At 61.6% G+C, this 16,453-nt stretch carries 17 protein-coding genes; 3 read left to right on the top strand and 14 right to left on the bottom strand.

The features are described from left to right. The first annotated feature begins 306 nt into the window (after positions 1 to 306). Both NMG80_RS27370 and glnA read left to right on the top strand, forming a co-directional pair. Positions 307 to 645 carry a P-II family nitrogen regulator gene (locus NMG80_RS27370; RefSeq protein WP_006205430.1) on the top strand — a complete coding sequence of 113 codons (339 nt, stop codon included), beginning with the start codon at positions 307 to 309 and terminating at the stop codon, positions 643 to 645. Positions 646 to 699: 54 nt separating this feature from the next. Continuing rightward, the gene (glnA, locus tag NMG80_RS27365) at positions 700 to 2,109 is read left to right on the top strand and encodes a type I glutamate--ammonia ligase (protein WP_254020995.1); all 1,410 of its coding nucleotides are present in this window, start codon (positions 700 to 702) and stop codon (positions 2,107 to 2,109) included. A 168-nt stretch (positions 2,110 to 2,277) separates the two neighbouring features. On the opposite strand, the gene NMG80_RS27360 is transcribed toward glnA, so the two are convergent. Next, complete coding sequence (locus tag NMG80_RS27360) at positions 2,278 to 3,318, bottom strand: glutamine synthetase beta-grasp domain-containing protein (protein WP_254020994.1); 1,041 nt, start codon at positions 3,316 to 3,318, stop codon at positions 2,278 to 2,280. A 317-nt stretch (positions 3,319 to 3,635) separates the two neighbouring features. Between NMG80_RS27360 and NMG80_RS27355 the strand changes: the two genes are divergently transcribed. Then, on the top strand, positions 3,636 to 3,830 hold the full coding sequence (locus NMG80_RS27355; RefSeq protein WP_254020993.1) for a DUF2735 domain-containing protein: 195 nt from the start codon (positions 3,636 to 3,638) through the stop codon (positions 3,828 to 3,830). Between the two features lie 186 nt (positions 3,831 to 4,016). On the opposite strand, the gene NMG80_RS27350 is transcribed toward NMG80_RS27355, so the two are convergent. From NMG80_RS27350 to NMG80_RS38005, 13 genes are all read right to left on the bottom strand, one after another. After that, positions 4,017 to 5,906: an MFS transporter gene (locus tag NMG80_RS27350; RefSeq protein ID WP_254020992.1), complete on the bottom strand. Its 1,890-nt coding sequence runs from the start codon at positions 5,904 to 5,906 to the stop codon at positions 4,017 to 4,019. 287 nt (positions 5,907 to 6,193) lie between these two features. Then, positions 6,194 to 6,985, bottom strand: a complete 792-nt coding sequence (locus NMG80_RS27345; RefSeq protein ID WP_254021147.1) for an ATP12 family chaperone protein — start codon at positions 6,983 to 6,985, stop codon at positions 6,194 to 6,196. A gap of 11 nt (positions 6,986 to 6,996) precedes the next feature. Further along, positions 6,997 to 7,911, bottom strand: a complete 915-nt coding sequence (locus NMG80_RS27340; RefSeq protein ID WP_254021146.1) for a DMT family transporter — start codon at positions 7,909 to 7,911, stop codon at positions 6,997 to 6,999. Positions 7,912 to 7,922: 11 nt separating this feature from the next. Next, entirely contained in the window at positions 7,923 to 8,903 is a 981-nt protein-coding gene (locus NMG80_RS27335) for an RluA family pseudouridine synthase (protein ID WP_254020991.1), read from the bottom strand. 135 nt (positions 8,904 to 9,038) lie between these two features. Next, the gene (gene crcB, locus NMG80_RS27330; protein ID WP_254020990.1) at positions 9,039 to 9,416 is read right to left on the bottom strand and encodes a fluoride efflux transporter CrcB; all 378 of its coding nucleotides are present in this window, start codon (positions 9,414 to 9,416) and stop codon (positions 9,039 to 9,041) included. 109 nt (positions 9,417 to 9,525) lie between these two features. Next, entirely contained in the window at positions 9,526 to 10,836 is a 1,311-nt protein-coding gene (locus NMG80_RS27325; RefSeq protein WP_254020989.1) for a replication-associated recombination protein A, read from the bottom strand. A gap of 51 nt (positions 10,837 to 10,887) precedes the next feature. After that, positions 10,888 to 12,375 (bottom strand): DegQ family serine endoprotease, encoded by a 1,488-nt coding sequence (locus NMG80_RS27320; RefSeq protein ID WP_254020988.1) that lies wholly within the window; start codon positions 12,373 to 12,375, stop codon positions 10,888 to 10,890. Between the two features lie 192 nt (positions 12,376 to 12,567). Further along, positions 12,568 to 12,999, bottom strand: a complete 432-nt coding sequence (rplQ, locus tag NMG80_RS27315; protein ID WP_254020987.1) for a 50S ribosomal protein L17 — start codon at positions 12,997 to 12,999, stop codon at positions 12,568 to 12,570. Between the two features lie 44 nt (positions 13,000 to 13,043). Further along, the gene (locus NMG80_RS27310; protein WP_023799278.1) at positions 13,044 to 14,054 is read right to left on the bottom strand and encodes a DNA-directed RNA polymerase subunit alpha; all 1,011 of its coding nucleotides are present in this window, start codon (positions 14,052 to 14,054) and stop codon (positions 13,044 to 13,046) included. Positions 14,055 to 14,154: 100 nt separating this feature from the next. Beyond that, positions 14,155 to 14,544: a 30S ribosomal protein S11 gene (gene rpsK, locus NMG80_RS27305; protein ID WP_023799279.1), complete on the bottom strand. Its 390-nt coding sequence runs from the start codon at positions 14,542 to 14,544 to the stop codon at positions 14,155 to 14,157. Positions 14,545 to 14,683: 139 nt separating this feature from the next. Next, on the bottom strand, positions 14,684 to 15,052 hold the full coding sequence (rpsM, locus tag NMG80_RS27300; protein WP_023799280.1) for a 30S ribosomal protein S13: 369 nt from the start codon (positions 15,050 to 15,052) through the stop codon (positions 14,684 to 14,686). A 191-nt stretch (positions 15,053 to 15,243) separates the two neighbouring features. Next, the gene (locus NMG80_RS27295; protein WP_254020986.1) at positions 15,244 to 15,864 is read right to left on the bottom strand and encodes an adenylate kinase; all 621 of its coding nucleotides are present in this window, start codon (positions 15,862 to 15,864) and stop codon (positions 15,244 to 15,246) included. Continuing rightward, the coding region (locus NMG80_RS38005; RefSeq protein WP_436798694.1) for a preprotein translocase subunit SecY at positions 15,861 to 16,453 on the bottom strand (593 nt) is incomplete at its 5' end. The genes NMG80_RS38005 and NMG80_RS27295, both read right to left, overlap by 4 nt.

The following is a 16,453-nucleotide window of genomic DNA, read 5'->3' as shown; positions in this document are numbered from 1 at the left end:
GGCGATGAAATGGCACGATCTGTAAGCACATCGTTAGGGACAACGGCGTCGTCGAAGCACAATTGCCCGCGAAATGCTCTATTTGCCCAATTATTGTGCGGACGCTAGCACCGACAATGTGTAGGTTCCAAGTATCCATGACGCATCCAACGCAGCGAATGACGCGAATTTAGCTCTCAACGCGGCATGGCATCGAAATCGCGTGATACCGCTTCGAATCCCCTCAGATTGGCACAGTTCGTGCTAGAAAGAGGCGCAAGCGGGGCTCACAACCCGTCTTTTTTGGCAGTGGAGGCCACTTTTTACATGAAAAAGATCGAAGCGATCATCAAGCCGTTCAAGCTAGACGAAGTGAAGGAAGCGCTTCAGGAGGCCGGGCTGCAAGGCATCACCGTTACCGAGGCCAAGGGTTTTGGCCGGCAGAAGGGCCATACCGAACTCTATCGCGGCGCCGAATATGTCGTGGATTTTCTGCCCAAGGTGAAAATCGAGGTCGTGCTCGGCGACGACGCGGTCGAAGGCGCCATCGAAGCGATTCGCAAGGCGGCCCAGACCGGCCGCATCGGCGACGGCAAGATCTTCGTCTCCAACATCGAGGAAGTCGTGCGCATCCGCACCGGCGAAACAGGGATGGACGCGGTCTGAGGATTCTGATTTCAGATCATCTCCTCGAAACGTCATCAGACAGGGAAACATGACATGACGACAGCCAAAGACATCATGAAGCAGATCAAGGACAACGACGTGAAATTCGTTGACCTGCGCTTCACAGATCCGAAGGGCAAGCTGCAGCACGTGACGATGGATGTCGTTGAGGTCGAGGAAGACATGTTTGCCGACGGTGTCATGTTCGACGGCTCCTCCATCGCCGGCTGGAAGGCGATCAACGAGTCCGACATGGTGCTGATGCCCGACACCGAGACGGTGCATATGGACCCGTTCTTCGCGCAGTCGACCATGGTTATCCTGTGCGATATCCTCGATCCGATCTCCGGAGAATCCTACAACCGCGACCCGCGCGGCACCGCCAAGAAGGCTGAAGCCTATATGAAGGCGGAAGGCATCGGCGATCAGATCTTCGTCGGCCCGGAGGCCGAGTTCTTCGTGTTCGACGACGTCAAGTACAAGGCCGATCCGTACAACACCGGCTTCAAGCTCGACTCCACCGAATTGCCGTCCAACGACGACACCGACTACGAGACCGGCAATCTCGGCCACCGCCCGCGCATCAAGGGCGGCTATTTCCCGGTGCCGCCGATCGACTCGGCGCAGGACATGCGCTCCGAAATGCTGACCGTGCTCGCCGAAATGGGCGTGCGTGTCGAAAAGCATCACCACGAAGTGGCCGCTGCCCAGCACGAGCTCGGCATCAAGTTCGATACGCTGGTCCGCAACGCCGACAAGATGCTGATCTACAAATATGTCGTGCACCAGGTCGCCAACGCCTATGGCAAGACGGCCACCTTCATGCCGAAGCCGGTCTTCGGCGACAACGGCTCGGGCATGCATGTCCACCAGTCGATCTGGAAGGGCGGCAAGCCGACCTTCGCCGGCAATGAGTATGCCGGCCTCTCAGAGAGCTGCCTGTTTTACATCGGCGGCATCATCAAGCACGCCAAGGCGATCAACGCGTTCACCAACCCGCTGACCAATTCCTACAAGCGCCTGGTCCCTGGCTATGAAGCTCCGGTGCTGCTCGCCTATTCGGCCCGCAACCGCTCTGCCTCCTGCCGTATTCCGTTCGGCTCGTCGCCGAAGTCCAAGCGCGTCGAGGTCCGCTTCCCCGACCCGGGCGCGAACCCCTACCTCGCCTTTGCCGCCATGCTGATGGCCGGGCTCGACGGCATCAAGAACAAGATCCATCCGGGACAGCCGATGGACAAGGATCTCTACGACCTGCCGCCGAAGGAACTGAAGAAGATCCCGACCGTCTGCGGCTCGCTGCGCGAAGCTTTGCAGAGCCTCGACAAGGATCGCGGCTTCCTGAAGGCCGGCGGCGTGTTCGACGACGACCAGATCGACAGCTATATCGAGCTCAAGATGGCCGAAGTGATGCGCTTCGAAATGACCCCCCATCCGGTCGAGTACGACATGTATTATTCGATCTGACCGGATCGGCTAAGCGACAAACAAAACCCCGCCGGATCGCTCCGGCGGGGTTTTGTTTTGGGATGGAGAACACTCGATCCAGCAGTTGGTGTTGTCGCCCTGGAAAAACGCCGAGGCGACTGAGAGCGGTCACGGCGCGGACAGAAAGGTCTACGCCGTGACGCGTGCTCAGGCGGCAGCCGAAACCTCGGCGCTGGTTGGGACGGAGGCGATCGTCTTCAGGATCTGCGAGGCGATCTGGTAGGGGTCGCCCTGCGAGTTCGGGCGGCGATCCTCGAGATAGCCCTTGTAGCCATTGTTGATGAAGGAATGCGGCACGCGGATCGAGGCGCCGCGGTCGGCGATGCCATAGCTGAACCTGTTCCATGGCGCCGTCTCATGCTTGCCGGTCAAACGCTTGTCGTTGTCCGGCCCGTAGACGGCGATGTGATCCATCAGGTTCTTGTCGAAGGCGGCCATCAGCGCCTCGAAATAGTCCTTGCCGCCGACGTCGCGCATATAGGCGGTCGAGAAGTTGGCGTGCATGCCGGAACCATTCCAGTCGGTGTCACCGAGCGGCTTGCAGTGGTATTCGATTTCGATGCCGTATTTCTCGGTGAGGCGCTGCATCAGGTAGCGGGCCATCCACATCTGGTCGGCGGCCTTCTTGGAGCCCTTGCCAAAAATCTGGAATTCCCACTGGCCCTTGGCCACCTCGGCGTTGATGCCTTCATGGTTGATGCCGGCGGCGAGGCAGAGGTCGAGATGCTCCTCGACGATCTGCCTGGCAACGCTGCCGACATTGCTGTACCCGACGCCGGTGTAGTACGGGCCTTGCGGCGCAGGGTAGCCGCTCTCGGGGAAGCCGAGCGGGCGCCCGTCCTTGTAGAAGAAATACTCCTGCTCGAAGCCGAACCAGGCGCCCTCATCGTCGAGGATGGTGGCGCGCTTGTTGGATGCATGCGGCGTCACCCCGTCCGGCATCATGACTTCGCACATGACGAGCACGCCATTGGTGCGCGCGGGATCCGGATAGACGGCGACCGGCTTCAGCACGCAGTCGGACGAGTGGCCTTCGGCCTGCATGGTCGAAGAACCGTCGAAGCCCCACAGCGGAAGCTGGTCGAGCGTCGGGAACTCGGCATAGTCCTTGATCTGCGTCTTTCCGCGAAGGTTGGGAACCGGCGTGTATCCATCGAGCCAAATGTACTCGAGCTTGTATTTCGTCATTCTAGCCTCTCGTTGCTTTGATCACCGAACCTGGACGGCGCCGGCATGCCAGCCACCCTGCAGCCGACCTGCCGGGTTATTAAAAAGCAATTCGTGTGCCATTCTCGCCGGCAAAGGATGCGGCAGAAGTGACGCTGCATACCGACCAAATTCGTGGTGCCGTCATCGCAATGCGTCCGGATCAATCACAAGCATGTTTCGCACAAATAATAGGCATATACTGATCTTTTCGTAATCATGTTGCCTAACTCGATTGCAGAACTTATCTTGGGGAAAGATTGAATCGGCAAGGCTCTGCAGAAGAAGGGAAACCGACAATGGAAATCACTCCTACCCGTCAGTCGGCCAAAATCCTGGTGTTCCCGGTGAGAGTGCGTGCTTCTGCCTCAAATTTAAGCGGAAAGGCTAAGTTCGCGGCAGAACTTGCTTCATTGCGCAACCGTACGGATTTCGGAAGCAGTTGGTATCACGAAGCAGCCATCGAGGAAGAAAAACAGGACCGGAAGAGCTAAACCTTTCCTCCGCATCGCTTTTGACGAATTGCAAAGCCCGGCGCGATCGCTCGCGCCGGGCTTTGCATTTTTGCTGTTAGAGCGGTTCATCGTTTCACGGAAACGCCGAACCGCTCTATCTCTTTGTTTATGCGCAATTCCGGGAAAACCGTTTCACACTTTTCCTGGAATTGCTCTAGGCGAGGATCAGGTCTTGGCGTGCAAGTCCGTTCCCAGCGTATCCCTGACGAAGATCGTGCCGATGACCAGCGACATCGCCGCGATCACCACCGGATACCAGAGGCCGTAATAGATGTCGCCGCTGTAGGCGCTGAGCGCGAACACCGTCGCCGGCAGCAGGCCCCCGAACCAGCCATTGCCGATGTGATAGGGCAACGACATGCCGGTGTAGCGGATGCGGGTCGGGAACATCTCGACCAGGATCGCGGCGATCGGTCCGTAGACCATGGTCACGTAAAGGACCAGGATGAACAGGATGCCGATGACCTTTGCCCAGCTGACCTGTTCAGGATCGGCAAACATCGCAAAGGCGCCTGCTCCCGGGACGCTGTAGACGGTGATCTCGGGCGCTCCCGCCGCGGCCTCATCGGCCGTCAGCAGCTTGTCCTTGATCGCCCGGTCGGCCGCAACCGACGTCTTGTCGCCGGCGCGGATCGCGGCGGCGTCGAGCTTCAGTTCCGGATTGGCCGCGACAAACGCGTCAAGCTTCTGGTCGGCGACCTTGGCCGCAGCACGCTTGAGCGGATAGCCGCCGTCCCGCAATGCAATGTTGATTGCCTTCTTGAACGCGGCGTCGCTTGACGTTGCCTTGTCTGCGGCTGCCACGGCGTCATAGGACGCCACCGTTGCGGTGCCGATCTTGACACTGGCCGCGGTCCCCGGCGCCGCTGTGGTGACAATGTCATAAGGGACCGAGCTCTTGGCGAGGAAGTCCGTCGCAATATCGCACGACGTCAGAGGCTTGCGCGTTCCGGTTGGATTGAACTGGAACTTGCAGTCGCCAGCCGCAGCGGTAATCGTCGCACGGGTGTTTTGCTGCGCGGTGGCGAGCGCCGGGTTGGCTGCCCAGGTCAGCGCCTTGAACAGCGGGAAGGTGGTGACGATCGCCAGCGCCAGGCCCGCCATGATAATCGGCTTGCGGCCGATCTTGTCGGAGAGCCAGCCGAACACGACGAAGAACATCGTGCCGAGCGCCAGTGCGATAGCGATCATGATGTTGACCGATTGACCGTCAACCTTGAGCACGTTCTGCAGAAAAAACAGCGCGTAGAATTGGCCGTTGTACCAAACTACGGCCTGGCCGGCAGTAAGGCCGAGAAGCGCCAAAATGGCGATCTTGGCATTCTTCCACTGTCCGAAGGCTTCCGTGAGCGGCGCCTTGGAGCCCTTGCCCTCGTCCTTCATCCGCTGGAAGGTCGGCGATTCGGCAAGCGACAGGCGAATCCAGACCGAAATGCCCAGCAGAATAGCTGAGAGCAGGAATGGAACACGCCAGCCCCAGGCGTCGAAATCCTCCTTGCTCAGCGAATTCTGCACGATAAGGATGACGACCAGCGACAAGAACAGGCCGAGCGTCGCCGTCGTCTGGATCCACGACGTGTAGAAGCCGCGGCGGTCGTCGGGCGCATGCTCGGCCACATAGGTCGCCGCACCGCCATATTCACCACCGAGCGCCAGGCCCTGCAGCATGCGCAGCGCAATAAGGATAATGGGCGCTGCAATGCCCCAGCTTGCCGAACCAGGCAGCAGGCCGACCAGGAAGGTCGACAGGCCCATGATCATGATGGTGACGAGAAAGGTGTATTTGCGACCAACGAGATCGCCGATGCGGCCAAATACCAGCGCGCCGAACGGGCGCACGAGGAAGCCAGCGGCGAAAACCAGCAGCGTAAAGATGTTGCGCGTCGCTTCCGGATACGAGTTGAAGAATGTCGAGCCGATCGCGGCCGCCAATGCGCCGTAGAGATAGAAATCGTACCATTCGAAAACGGTGCCGAGCGAGGAAGCGAAGATGACTTTCTTCTCTTCCCGCGTCATTCCGCGGCTTGCTCTGCCGGCGGTCGCTGCCATTGCCATGAATTCGTCCTCCCGTGATATCTCGCTGTGCTTGATGCTGCGCGGTGTCGTGCCTCTGGACACGAACTCGAGCAGCTATCGCCGCGAGAAATGACAGAAAGCGCCCCCCAGAGGCAGCCCGCCTTTGGGATTATGACTTTGGTCCAATGCACCGGCCCCAAGATCGGAATCGATCTTCAGAAAGCACGATGCATAGATTCAAAGTGTTAGAGCGTACTTTGCACGTCCAACTCGAACGCACGTCGCTCCAATGGGCAACACGAAACGAATGAGGGCGGCGATTGCGGTCAGCCCTTGAGCGCCTCGATAAGACCGACCGCCGCCATGAAATCGCGCTTGCGGTGGGCACGACGGGCGACGGCTTCCGCGTCATGGCCCCAATGCTCGGCCTGCCAGTCCTCGTCGACATGGCCGGCAGTCCAGGCTGCCTCGCCTTCGATCTCGCCGAAATCGACGGCCAGCGCCAGCAGCGCCGATCCTGTCAGCGACGTCATGACGTGGATGGCGGCAAGCCGGAGCGGCTCGGCACGCTGGGCAAGATGAACCCCGAGCACCGCGATGCTCTCGCGCGGCTGCTCGACATGGATCACTCCTTCGGCGAGATGAAACCGGGCGCCAAGCGCGCTCCGCACCCAGTCGATGATGGGATCCCAATGTTCGTTCTGCCGGTCGACCAGGCCTTGTGGCGCATCGGCGCGATAGCAGAGCAGGTCGGACGAGGCAAAGCGCAGGATGTCCTCCAGCACCGCCTGCGGGTCGCTGGCGACACCGTCGATGGCCGTGTTGACCAGACGCATGGCTGGCATCGTTACCGGGTCGATGGTCTCGCCTTGCGCAGCGAACTCGTCGGCGACCAGAGCGGCGGCTTTTTCGGTCGGCAGGATCAGAAGCGCCTTGCCCGGCGTGCGGACCGGCTTGCCATCGAGATGAACGGCAAAACCAGCTTCGGCCGATGCGACCGAGACGGCTTTGTAGAAGCGTTTCGGCAGGTGCGTCTTCATCTGGATCTGGGCACGGCGTACCGGATCCGGATCGGAAAGCTGCTTTCCCGCTTCGAGGTCGTTGAGAATATCGCGCATGCCGGAGCCTTTCATCCGGGGATCTGTTTTCGGGCCGGCCGGTTCACAATGATCAGACCGGCTGCGATGAGGCCGAGTGCCAGGAAAATACGGATGGTCAGCGGCTCGTTCAAGAAGATGGCGCCGCACAGCACGCCGAACACCGGCGACAGGAAGGTGAAACTCGACAGGCCCGACGCCGGATAGCGCCGCAGCAGCCAGAACCACAGCACATAGGTGAAGGCGACAATGTAGACCGCCTGGAAAAGCAAGGCCAAGGTCGGCAAAGCGGCGAAGCCGCGGACGGGCGGCCCGGCGAAAGGCAGCACCAAGGCGCCTACTATCGCAGCGCCGGCCAGTTGATAGAGCAGCAATTTCTCGGCGCTCGTTTCCGCCAATCTCGTCCGCTTGATGACGATGTAGGTCAAGGCCCACAGAATGCCGGCGCCGAGACTGAGCAGATCACCAATCAGAGTCGCACCGTTATCGGCGCTCAACTGGTCGGAGAACACCGCCACCAATCCGGCGAAAGCGAGCAGAAGGCCGACGAGCCGGCGCGCGGTGATGCGTTCATTCAGCAGGAAATGCCCGCCGACCAGCACCCAGAACGGCATGGTGTTGACCAGCAAGGTGTTGCGCGCGACGGTCGTCTGTTCGAGCCCGATATAGAGAAACAGGAACTCGAGACCAAAGAGAGCGCCCGCCAGCATGCCGGCGACAAGGGTTCCGTCGCGGCTGAAAAGCACAATGCCGCGCCAGCGGCACCAGACGAGAACACACAGCCCGCCAATGACCGACCGTGCGATCGACAGAAAAACAGGGTCGTAGCCAGCATAGGAGATCTTGGCGGCGACGTAGTTCAGCCCCCAGGAAAAGGTCAGTCCGACCATGATGGCGGTGGCGGCCATGTCGACCCTGTCGCGACGGTCGAGCGTATCGGTGGCCATGCCCACTGGACCTAGTCCTCCGCGCTGGCGTCGTCGAAGCCGATCAGGTTCCAGCTCTGGCGCATATGCGGCGGCATCGGTGCGGTGACGTCGATAAGACCCTTGTCGGGATGCGGGATGACGATGCGGCGCGCGTGCAGGTGCAAGCGGTTCTGCATGCCTCCAGGAAAATCCCAATTGGTGTCGGCCTCGAAATATTTGGGATCGCCGATGATCGGGCAGCCGATGTGAGCGGCATGGACGCGAAGCTGGTGGGTGCGGCCGGTATAAGGCTCCATCTCCAGCCAGGACAGGGTCTGCGCCGCCTGCTCGACGATCCGGTAATAAGACACCGCGTGGTCGGCGCCCTTTTCGCCATGCTTGGCGACGCGCACGCGATCGCCGTCGGGCGTCGGCTCTTTGATCAGCCAGGTCGAGATCTTGTCCTCGCGCTTCGGCGGAACGCCCTTGACCAGCGCCCAATAGGTCTTCTTGGTCTCACGCGCCCGGAACGCCTCGGCAAGCTTCATGGCGGCGAGCCTGGTGCGGGCGACGACCAGCACGCCTGACGTGTCGCGGTCGAGCCGGTGCACCAAACGCGGTTTCTCGCCTTTCTGGCTGCGCCAGGCTTCCAGCATGTCGTCGACGTTGCGGGTGACACCTGAGCCGCCCTGGACGGCGAGGCCGGCCGGCTTGTTGAAGACAAAGACTTTTGGATCTTCATGGATCAGCATCTTGGCCAGAACGTCGGCGTCGCCCTGGTTGCGGATCGAGTGACCGGTGAGCGGGCTCTCGCCTTTCTTGTCCACTTCGAGCGGTGGGATGCGGACCATCTGGCCCGGCTCGACACGCGTGTCGGCTTTCACCCTCCCACCATCGACACGGATCTGGCCGGAGCGCAGCAGTTTTTGCAGATGGCCGAAGCCAAGACCCGGAAAATGGGTCTTGAACCAGCGGTCGAGCCGCATGCCCGCCTCGCCGGCCTCCACCGTGATCTGTTCTACGCCAGCCATTGTCTCGTTTTTACCCGTTTCCAGCGCATGACCTGAACTCGAATTTCGGAAAGGGTCATGCGCAAAATCAAAAAGCTACAGCGTCCTTTGCGCGTCGTAAGGGACACGCGGTGCTGTAAGCGGGGGGCAATAGCATTAAGGCAGGCTTCTTGCGAGCCAAAGACCCAGAAACAGGGCAATGATCGCGCCAATGAGGCTGGCAAGGGCATATCCGAACGCCGGCAGCGTCGCACCACGCTCCCACAGCGTCGCGAAGTCGAGCGAAAAGGCGGAGAAGGTGGTGAAACCGCCGAGGATGCCGGTGGCGACGAACAGCCGAAGCTCGTTCGATCCGCCGTAGCGCCGCGCCAGGGTCGTGACGAACAGACCCATGGCAAAAGAGCCGACAATGTTGATCGCCATCGTGCCCCAGGGAAAACTCGGGCCGACAAGGCGCAGCGCAACGAAACTGACGATGTGGCGCAGCCCCGCACCAATAGCGCCGCCCGCGGCAACGAGGAGGAGATTTATCATCGCCGTTTACTGGCCTTGTCGGGCACCCCGGTCAATCCCTGCCCCTTGCGCTCGGCGGAAGCACAATTGTCGAACGGGCCCTTTGCCGATCCGGCCGAGTGAAGCGAACTCATTTGTCCCGCTCGCCGCGCAGCTTCGCCCAATAGTCGAGCCGTTTCCTGATATCACGCTCGAAACCGCGCTCCGGCGGATCATAGAATGTGCGGCGGCCCATCTTTTCCGGAAAATAATCCTGTCCGGAAAAAGCGTCCGGCTCGTCGTGGTCGTAACGATAGCCGGCGCCGTAATCTTCTTCCTTCATCAGCTTGGTCGGCGCGTTGAGGATGTGTTTGGGCGGCAGCAGCGAGCCGAACTCCTTCGCCGCCTGAGTGGCGGCCTTGAAGGCGGTGTAGATGGCGTTGGATTTGGGCGCGCTGGCGAGATAGACGGTGGCCTCAGCGAAGGCGAGCTCGCCCTCTGGCGAGCCCAAATAGTCGTAGGCATCCTTGGCGGCATTGGCGACGACCAGCGCCTGCGGGTCTGCCAGCCCGATATCCTCCATCGCCATGCGCACCAGGCGGCGGCCGAGATAGAGCGGATCCTCGCCGGCGTCGAACATGCGGGCGAGATAATAGAGGGCGGCATCCGGATCGGAGCCGCGCACCGATTTGTGCAGCGCCGAGATCAGATTGTAGTGGCCGTCCTGGCCCTTGTCGTAGATCGGCGCCCGGCGCTGGACAATGCGCTGCAGGCCTTCGGCGCCGAACACCTCGCCTGACTTGGCGGCGCGCCAGACCTCTTCGGCCAGCGTCAGGGCAGCGCGGCCATCGCCATCGCTCATGCGGACGAGCATCGCCCTCGCCTCGTCGTCGAGCGGCAGCGCCCTGCCCTCGGTCTCCTCGGCCCGGGCCAGCAGCTTGGCGATGCTGTCCTCACCGAGCGAACGGAAGACCAGCACGCGGGCGCGGGATAGAAGCGCGGCATTCAGCTCGAAGGAGGGGTTTTCGGTGGTGGCGCCAACCAGGACGACGGTGCCGTCTTCCATCACAGGCAGAAAACTGTCCTGCTGGGCCCGGTTGAAGCGATGGATCTCGTCGACGAAGAGCAGCGTCTGACGGCCGTTGGTGCGGCGCAGCTTGGCCGCCTCAAACACTTTCTTCAGGTCGGCGACACCGGAAAACACCGCCGATATCTGTTGGAACGCAAGGCTGGTTTCGCCGGCAAGCAGCCGCGCGACGGTGGTCTTGCCGGTCCCGGGCGGCCCCCAGAAGATCATCGAGCCGAGCGAGCCGGAGCCGATCAGCCGCGTCAGTGCGCCGTCGGATCCGGTCAGATGCTCCTGGCCGACGACCTCGCTGAGGTTCTGCGGGCGCAGTCGGTCGGCCAGCGGCCTGCCGGGCGGCGCCTTTTCCGGTTCATCGACACTGAACAGATCGGCCATGCACTTCTTTTCGTTTAAGCGCGATCTCGTCCGAAGGATCGACGCTCGGGCTCAGTAACGCAACACCTGGCGCAGTATCTGCCCGTCGCGCTCGACGGTAAAGCGCCACCAGCGCGTCTCCTGCATGGCTGCCTGTTCCAGGGTCGCGGCGGTATCGATGGTCAAGCCGTTGACCTCGCGAACGATGTCGCCCGGCTGGAAACCGAAACCGGCTGCGGGCGAACCGCGATTGATGTCGATTACGGTAACACCCTTGACGTCCGTGCGCATGCCGAGCCGCTGGGCGAGCCGCGGCGACAGTTCCGCAACCTTGGCACCGGAGAACGGGCTGCGACCGCGCAGCGTCACTTCCGCGAGTTTTGCACCTTCCGGCGCACGCTCCAGCGCGATGTCCATCGCCGCTTGCTGGCCTTTGCTCAGAACGGCGAAGCTGGCATTGGTACCGATCGACAGCGTCGCCATCCGGTAATCCAGCGCCTCGATGCTCTCGACCGGCGTGCCATTGAGCGACAGCACGACGTCACCGGCCTTGAGCCCCGCCTTGGCCGCCGGCCCTGCTTCGTCGACGGACGAAACCAGCGCCCCGGTCGGCGTCTCGAGACCAAGCGATTCGGCGATTTGCGGCGTCACGCGCTCGAATTCGGCGCCGATATAGGGCCGCTCGAAGAAGTCGCGCCCGGCCTTGGCCGCATCGGCAAAAGCGCGAACCATGTTGGAGGGAATAGCAAAGCCGATGCCGATCGAGCCGCCGCTGCGGCTATAGATCGCCGTGTTGATGCCGACCAGTTGGCCACCCATGTTGATCAGCGCACCGCCGGAATTGCCGGGATTGATCGCGGCGTCGGTCTGGATGAAGAAACTGGAATCGGAAACGCCGATGTGGCTGCGGGCAAGCGCCGAAACGATGCCGCTGGTGGTGGTCTGGCCGACACCGAAGGGGTTGCCGATGGCCAACAACAGGTCGCCGACCTCGAGCGCGTCGGAATCGCCGATGGCGACGACCGGAAATGGCTTGTCGGCGGAGATCTTGAGCACGGCGAGGTCAAGCGTCTCGTCCTTGAGCAGCACCTTGCTGTCGAATTCACGCCCGTCCGCGGTGGCGACCTTGACCTGATCGGCGTCCTTGATGACGTGGAAATTGGTGACCACTATGCCTGTCGGGTCGACCAGCACGCCGGAGCCGAGCGAAGACTGCGCACGCGGCTGCGAACGGCCGAAGAACTCTTCGAAGAACGGATCGCCGTCGAAGGGCGACCTCAGCCTGGCCGTTTGCGAGGCATAGACATTGACCACGGCCGGCGCCGTCTGCTTGACCAGTGGCGCAAACGACAGTTGCATCTCCTCGCGGCCGAACGGCACGCGCTTGTCCGGACCAGAGGTGGCATTTTCGCCTTCGGCGCCGCGCAACATGTCGGTCAGCACGTCGGACAGACCGGGATCGGCCTTGGTGTCCTGAGCCAGCGCCTGCCTGGCGGCCGGCACGACTGCCGCCGCCATCAAGGCGCAGAGTAGAACAAGGGACATCCGTTTTACGCGCATTCCGAATCCTCCGGGGTCGGGCGCCATTGTCCCGACGATTGTGCAAAATGAAAGGCTAAGGCGATGTAATCGAATTATTCTCGAGGAAACGACAGGGGCTTAGTCAAGACAGTCCCCGCAATGCTCCCTACCGTTTCCAGAATGCACAAAAGGGCCCGCAGGCCCTTTGAAACTCTTTCAGCAAAACCGAAGCTATGCGGCTACGGCTTCCTCGTCGGCGCCTTCTGCCTCGATGCGGGCACGGTCGCCGGCGCCCTTGGCCGAGGTGTCGCGATCGACGAACTCGATGACCGCCATGGCGGCATTGTCGCCGTGGCGGAAGCCCGCCTTCATGATGCGCAGATAGCCGCCGTTGCGGGTGGCGTAGCGCGGCGCGATCGTGTCGAACAGGCGCTTGACGACGCCTTCGTTGCCGATCTGGGCAATCACCTGGCGGCGGGCATGCAGGTCGCCGCGCTTGCCGAGCGTCACCAGCTTCTCGACGATCGGACGCAGATCCTTCGCCTTCGGCAATGTGGTGAGGATCTGCTCATGCTCGATGAGCGACACGGCAAGATTAGCAAACATCGACTTGCGGTGGCTGATGCTGCGGGCGAACCGGCGGCCTTTAAATCCGTGGCGCATGGCTCTTCTCCTTCATTCCGGGTTCAAGAAGCTCTTTCCGAGCCTCAGTATTGATCTTCGTAACGCTTGGCGAGGTCTTCGATGTTTTCCGGCGGCCAATCCGGCACTTCCATGCCGAGGTGCAGGCCCATCGCCGCCAGGACTTCCTTGATCTCGTTCAGCGACTTGCGGCCGAAGTTCGGGGTGCGCAGCATCTCGGCTTCGGTCTTCTGGATCAGGTCGCCGATATAGACGATGTTGTCGTTCTTCAGGCAGTTGGCCGACCGCACCGAAAGCTCGAGCTCGTCGACCTTCTTGAGCAGCGCCGGGTTGAAGGCAAGCTCGGTCACCTGCTCGGCGGCGACTTCCTTCTGCGGCTCGTCGAAATTGACGAACAGGCCAAGCTGGTCCTGCAGGATGCGGGCGGCGAAAGCCACCGCGTCCTCGCCCGAGATCGAACCGTCGGTGTCGATCGTCATGGTCAGCTTGTCATAGTCGAGAACCTGGCCCTCGCGGGTGTTCTCGACCTTGTAGGAGACCTTCTTGACCGGCGAGTAGAGACTGTCGACCGGGATGAGGCCGATCGGCGCGTCTTCGGCGCGATTGCGGTCGGCCGGCACGTAGCCCTTGCCGGTATCGACGGTGAACTCCATGCGGATTTCAGCGCCTTCGTCCAGCGTGCAGATGACGTGGTCGGGATTGAGGATCTCGACGTCGCCGACCGTCTGGATGTCGCCGGCGAGAACAGCGCCCGGTCCCTGCTTGCGCACGACCATGCGCTTGGGGCCGTCACCTTCCATGCGGATGGCGATTTCCTTGATGTTCAAGACGATGTCGGTCACGTCCTCGCGCACGCCGGCGATCGACGAGAATTCATGCAGAACGCCGTCGATCTGCACGGCGGTCACAGCCGCGCCACGCAGCGAAGACAGAAGCACGCGACGCAGCGCGTTGCCGAGGGTCAGACCAAAGCCGCGCTCGAGCGGCTCGGCGACCAGCGTGGTCAGCGTCTTCTTCTTCGAAGAGAACTCGATCTTGTTCGGCTTGATCAGTTCCTGCCAATTTTTCTGGATCATGATGCTTTCCTTCCGTTGACCCGCCACCATCCAATCGTGGCGGGCGACCTGGAATGCCGTGGAGGAACGCTCCTGGCGTTCACGCGGCGTTCGGTATTCTCTAGACGCGGCGCTTCTTGCGCGGGCGGCAGCCATTGTGCGGGATCGGCGTCACATCACGGATCGAGGTGATGGTGAAGCCGGCTGCCTGCAATGCGCGCAGCGCCGATTCACGACCGGAGCCGGGTCCGCAGACCTCGACCTCAAGCATGCGCATGCCGTGTTCCTGGGCCTTCTTGGCAACGTCCTCGGCAGCCATCTGGGCAGCGAACGGGGTCGACTTGCGAGACCCCTTGAAGCCCTGGGCTCCCGCCGACGACCAGGCAATCGAATTGCCCTGCGCGTCGGTGATGGTGATCATCGTGTTGTTGAAGGTCGAGTTGACGTGGGCGACGCCCGACGAGATATTCTTGCGTTCGCGACGGCGAACACGTGTGGCTTCCTTGGCCATGATGGTCCTTTCAGTTGATCTCTACACCGCCGTAATGCCAGCGGCTCCACCAGGGAGAAGGCAGTAGGGGAATACGGCAGTAGGGCAGTATGTCTGCCGATCCTATTGCCCTACTGCCCTACTCCCGTACTGCCCTAAATTATTTCTTCTTTCCGGCGATCGACTTGGCCGGGCCCTTGCGGGTGCGCGCATTGGTATGCGTGCGCTGGCCGCGGACCGGCAGCGAGCGGCGATGACGCAGGCCGCGATAGCAGCCGAGGTCCATGAGCCGCTTGATGTTCATCGACACTTCGCGGCGCAGATCGCCCTCGACCTGGTAGTCACGGTCGATCGTCTCGCGGATCTGCAGCACTTCCGCGTCGGTCAGCTGGTTGACGCGGCGCTCGGCGGGGATGCCGACCTTGTCGACGATCTCTTGGGCGAAGCTCTTGCCAATGCCGTGAATGTACTGAAGCGCAATGACGACGCGCTTGTTGGTCGGAATGTTGACGCCGGCTATACGAGCCATGTTCTTCTCTTCTCCATGTGGGCCGGACAAGCCGGCGCTATCAAAGTTGCCCCGCGTCCGGTGGAGGCCGGCCCATGCGGGAGTTTCCAGTTCAAAGCGGCTGCCTTGCCCTTGCGGGCAAGCAAGCCTCATGCCTGATAGGAAGACGGGCCGCCATACCCCAGCGAACCGCTCCAGTCAAGCGTAATCGTTTATTTTCCGTACGCAGACCCTTGGGCCGCCGCTTGGGTCGGGGCCGTGAGCACCGCTTCGATCTGTCGCGTCACCGCATCGATGTCGGCCATGCCGTCGACACCTCTGAGCTTGCCCTTGGCATAGTAGTAGCCGATCAGCGGCGAGGTTTTCTTGTAGTACTCCTTCAGGCGCTCTTCGAACACCGCCGGGTTGTCGTCCTTGCGCACCGGCAGACCCGCCGCCTTGGCCTCTTCGGCGCGCTTGCCGATTCGACCAACCAGCGCCTTGTCGTCGACGACAAGTTCGATGACGGCGTCGAGAGTGAGGCCGCGGGCCGAGAGCATCGATTCAACCGCGTCCGCCTGCACCAGGGTTCGCGGATATCCGTCAAGGATAAATCCCCCGGCGCAATCGGCCTGGTCGATACGCTCGGCGACGATGGCGTTGACGATGGCGTCGGAAACCAGTTCGCCAGCGTCCATCACCGCCTTGGCCCGTTTGCCGACTTCGGTGCCGGCCTGGACAGCAGCGCGCAGCATATCGCCCGTGGAGAGTTGGGGTATGCCGTATTTTTCTACCAGTCTTTGTGCTTGCGTCCCCTTGCCCGCCCCTGGCGGCCCAAGCAATATCAACCTCATCTGGCCTTCTTCCCCCCGCGCAGCTTCGACTTCTTGATCAGGCCCTCATACTGGTGCGCGATCAGGTGACCCTGAATCTGCGCCACCGTGTCGAGCGTTACACTGACCACGATCAGAAGCGATGTGCCACCGAGGTAGAATGGTACGCCAGTCGCTGAAATCAGGAACTCGGGCAGCAGACACACCAGCACCAGATAAATGGCGCCGACGACAGTGATGCGGGTGAGAACATAGTCGATGTAGTCGGCGGTGCGCTCGCCCGGACGGTAGCCCGGAATGAAACCCGAATGCTTCTTGAGCTGGTCGGCGGTGTCCTTCGGGTTGAAGACGATCGCCGTATAGAAGAAGGCGAAAAACACGATCATCGCCGCATAGAACGCCATGTAGAGCGGTTGGCCATGGCCGAGTGCCGCCAGGACGGTGCTGGCCCAGGCTGGCATGTTGGTCGTCTGCGAGAAGCCGGCGACCGTCGCCGGCAGCAACAGCAGCGAAGAGGCGAAGATCGGCGGAATGACGCCGGCCGTGTTGAGCTTGAGCGGCAGGTGCGAGGTGTCGCCCTGGAACATGCGGTTGCCGACCTGGCGCTTGG

Source organism: Mesorhizobium escarrei, assembly GCF_935825525.1.
In the GTDB taxonomy this organism is placed as follows: domain Bacteria; phylum Pseudomonadota; class Alphaproteobacteria; order Rhizobiales; family Rhizobiaceae; genus Mesorhizobium; species Mesorhizobium escarrei.
The sequence above is the reverse complement of the archived record's forward strand: the minus strand, read 5'-3'. Positions and strand labels throughout refer to the sequence as shown.

What these genes read in the sequence shown, in the direction of transcription:
- NMG80_RS27370 (WP_006205430.1), top strand. Translation starts at nt 307, where the DNA reads ATGAAAAAGATCGAAGCGATCATCAAGCCGTTCAAGCTAGACGAAGTG.
- glnA (WP_254020995.1), top strand. Translation starts at nt 700, where the DNA reads ATGACGACAGCCAAAGACATCATGAAGCAGATCAAGGACAACGACGTG.
- NMG80_RS27360 (WP_254020994.1), bottom strand. Translation starts at nt 3,318, where the DNA reads ATGACGAAATACAAGCTCGAGTACATTTGGCTCGATGGATACACGCCG.
- NMG80_RS27355 (WP_254020993.1), top strand. Translation starts at nt 3,636, where the DNA reads ATGGAAATCACTCCTACCCGTCAGTCGGCCAAAATCCTGGTGTTCCCG.
- NMG80_RS27350 (WP_254020992.1), bottom strand. Translation starts at nt 5,906, where the DNA reads ATGGCAATGGCAGCGACCGCCGGCAGAGCAAGCCGCGGAATGACGCGG.
- NMG80_RS27345 (WP_254021147.1), bottom strand. Translation starts at nt 6,985, where the DNA reads ATGCGCGATATTCTCAACGACCTCGAAGCGGGAAAGCAGCTTTCCGAT.
- NMG80_RS27340 (WP_254021146.1), bottom strand. Translation starts at nt 7,911, where the DNA reads ATGGCCACCGATACGCTCGACCGTCGCGACAGGGTCGACATGGCCGCC.
- NMG80_RS27335 (WP_254020991.1), bottom strand. Translation starts at nt 8,903, where the DNA reads ATGGCTGGCGTAGAACAGATCACGGTGGAGGCCGGCGAGGCGGGCATG.
- crcB (WP_254020990.1), bottom strand. Translation starts at nt 9,416, where the DNA reads ATGATAAATCTCCTCCTCGTTGCCGCGGGCGGCGCTATTGGTGCGGGG.
- NMG80_RS27325 (WP_254020989.1), bottom strand. Translation starts at nt 10,836, where the DNA reads ATGGCCGATCTGTTCAGTGTCGATGAACCGGAAAAGGCGCCGCCCGGC.
- NMG80_RS27320 (WP_254020988.1), bottom strand. Translation starts at nt 12,375, where the DNA reads ATGCGCGTAAAACGGATGTCCCTTGTTCTACTCTGCGCCTTGATGGCG.
- rplQ (WP_254020987.1), bottom strand. Translation starts at nt 12,999, where the DNA reads ATGCGCCACGGATTTAAAGGCCGCCGGTTCGCCCGCAGCATCAGCCAC.
- NMG80_RS27310 (WP_023799278.1), bottom strand. Translation starts at nt 14,054, where the DNA reads ATGATCCAGAAAAATTGGCAGGAACTGATCAAGCCGAACAAGATCGAG.
- rpsK (WP_023799279.1), bottom strand. Translation starts at nt 14,544, where the DNA reads ATGGCCAAGGAAGCCACACGTGTTCGCCGTCGCGAACGCAAGAATATC.
- rpsM (WP_023799280.1), bottom strand. Translation starts at nt 15,052, where the DNA reads ATGGCTCGTATAGCCGGCGTCAACATTCCGACCAACAAGCGCGTCGTC.
- NMG80_RS27295 (WP_254020986.1), bottom strand. Translation starts at nt 15,864, where the DNA reads ATGAGGTTGATATTGCTTGGGCCGCCAGGGGCGGGCAAGGGGACGCAA.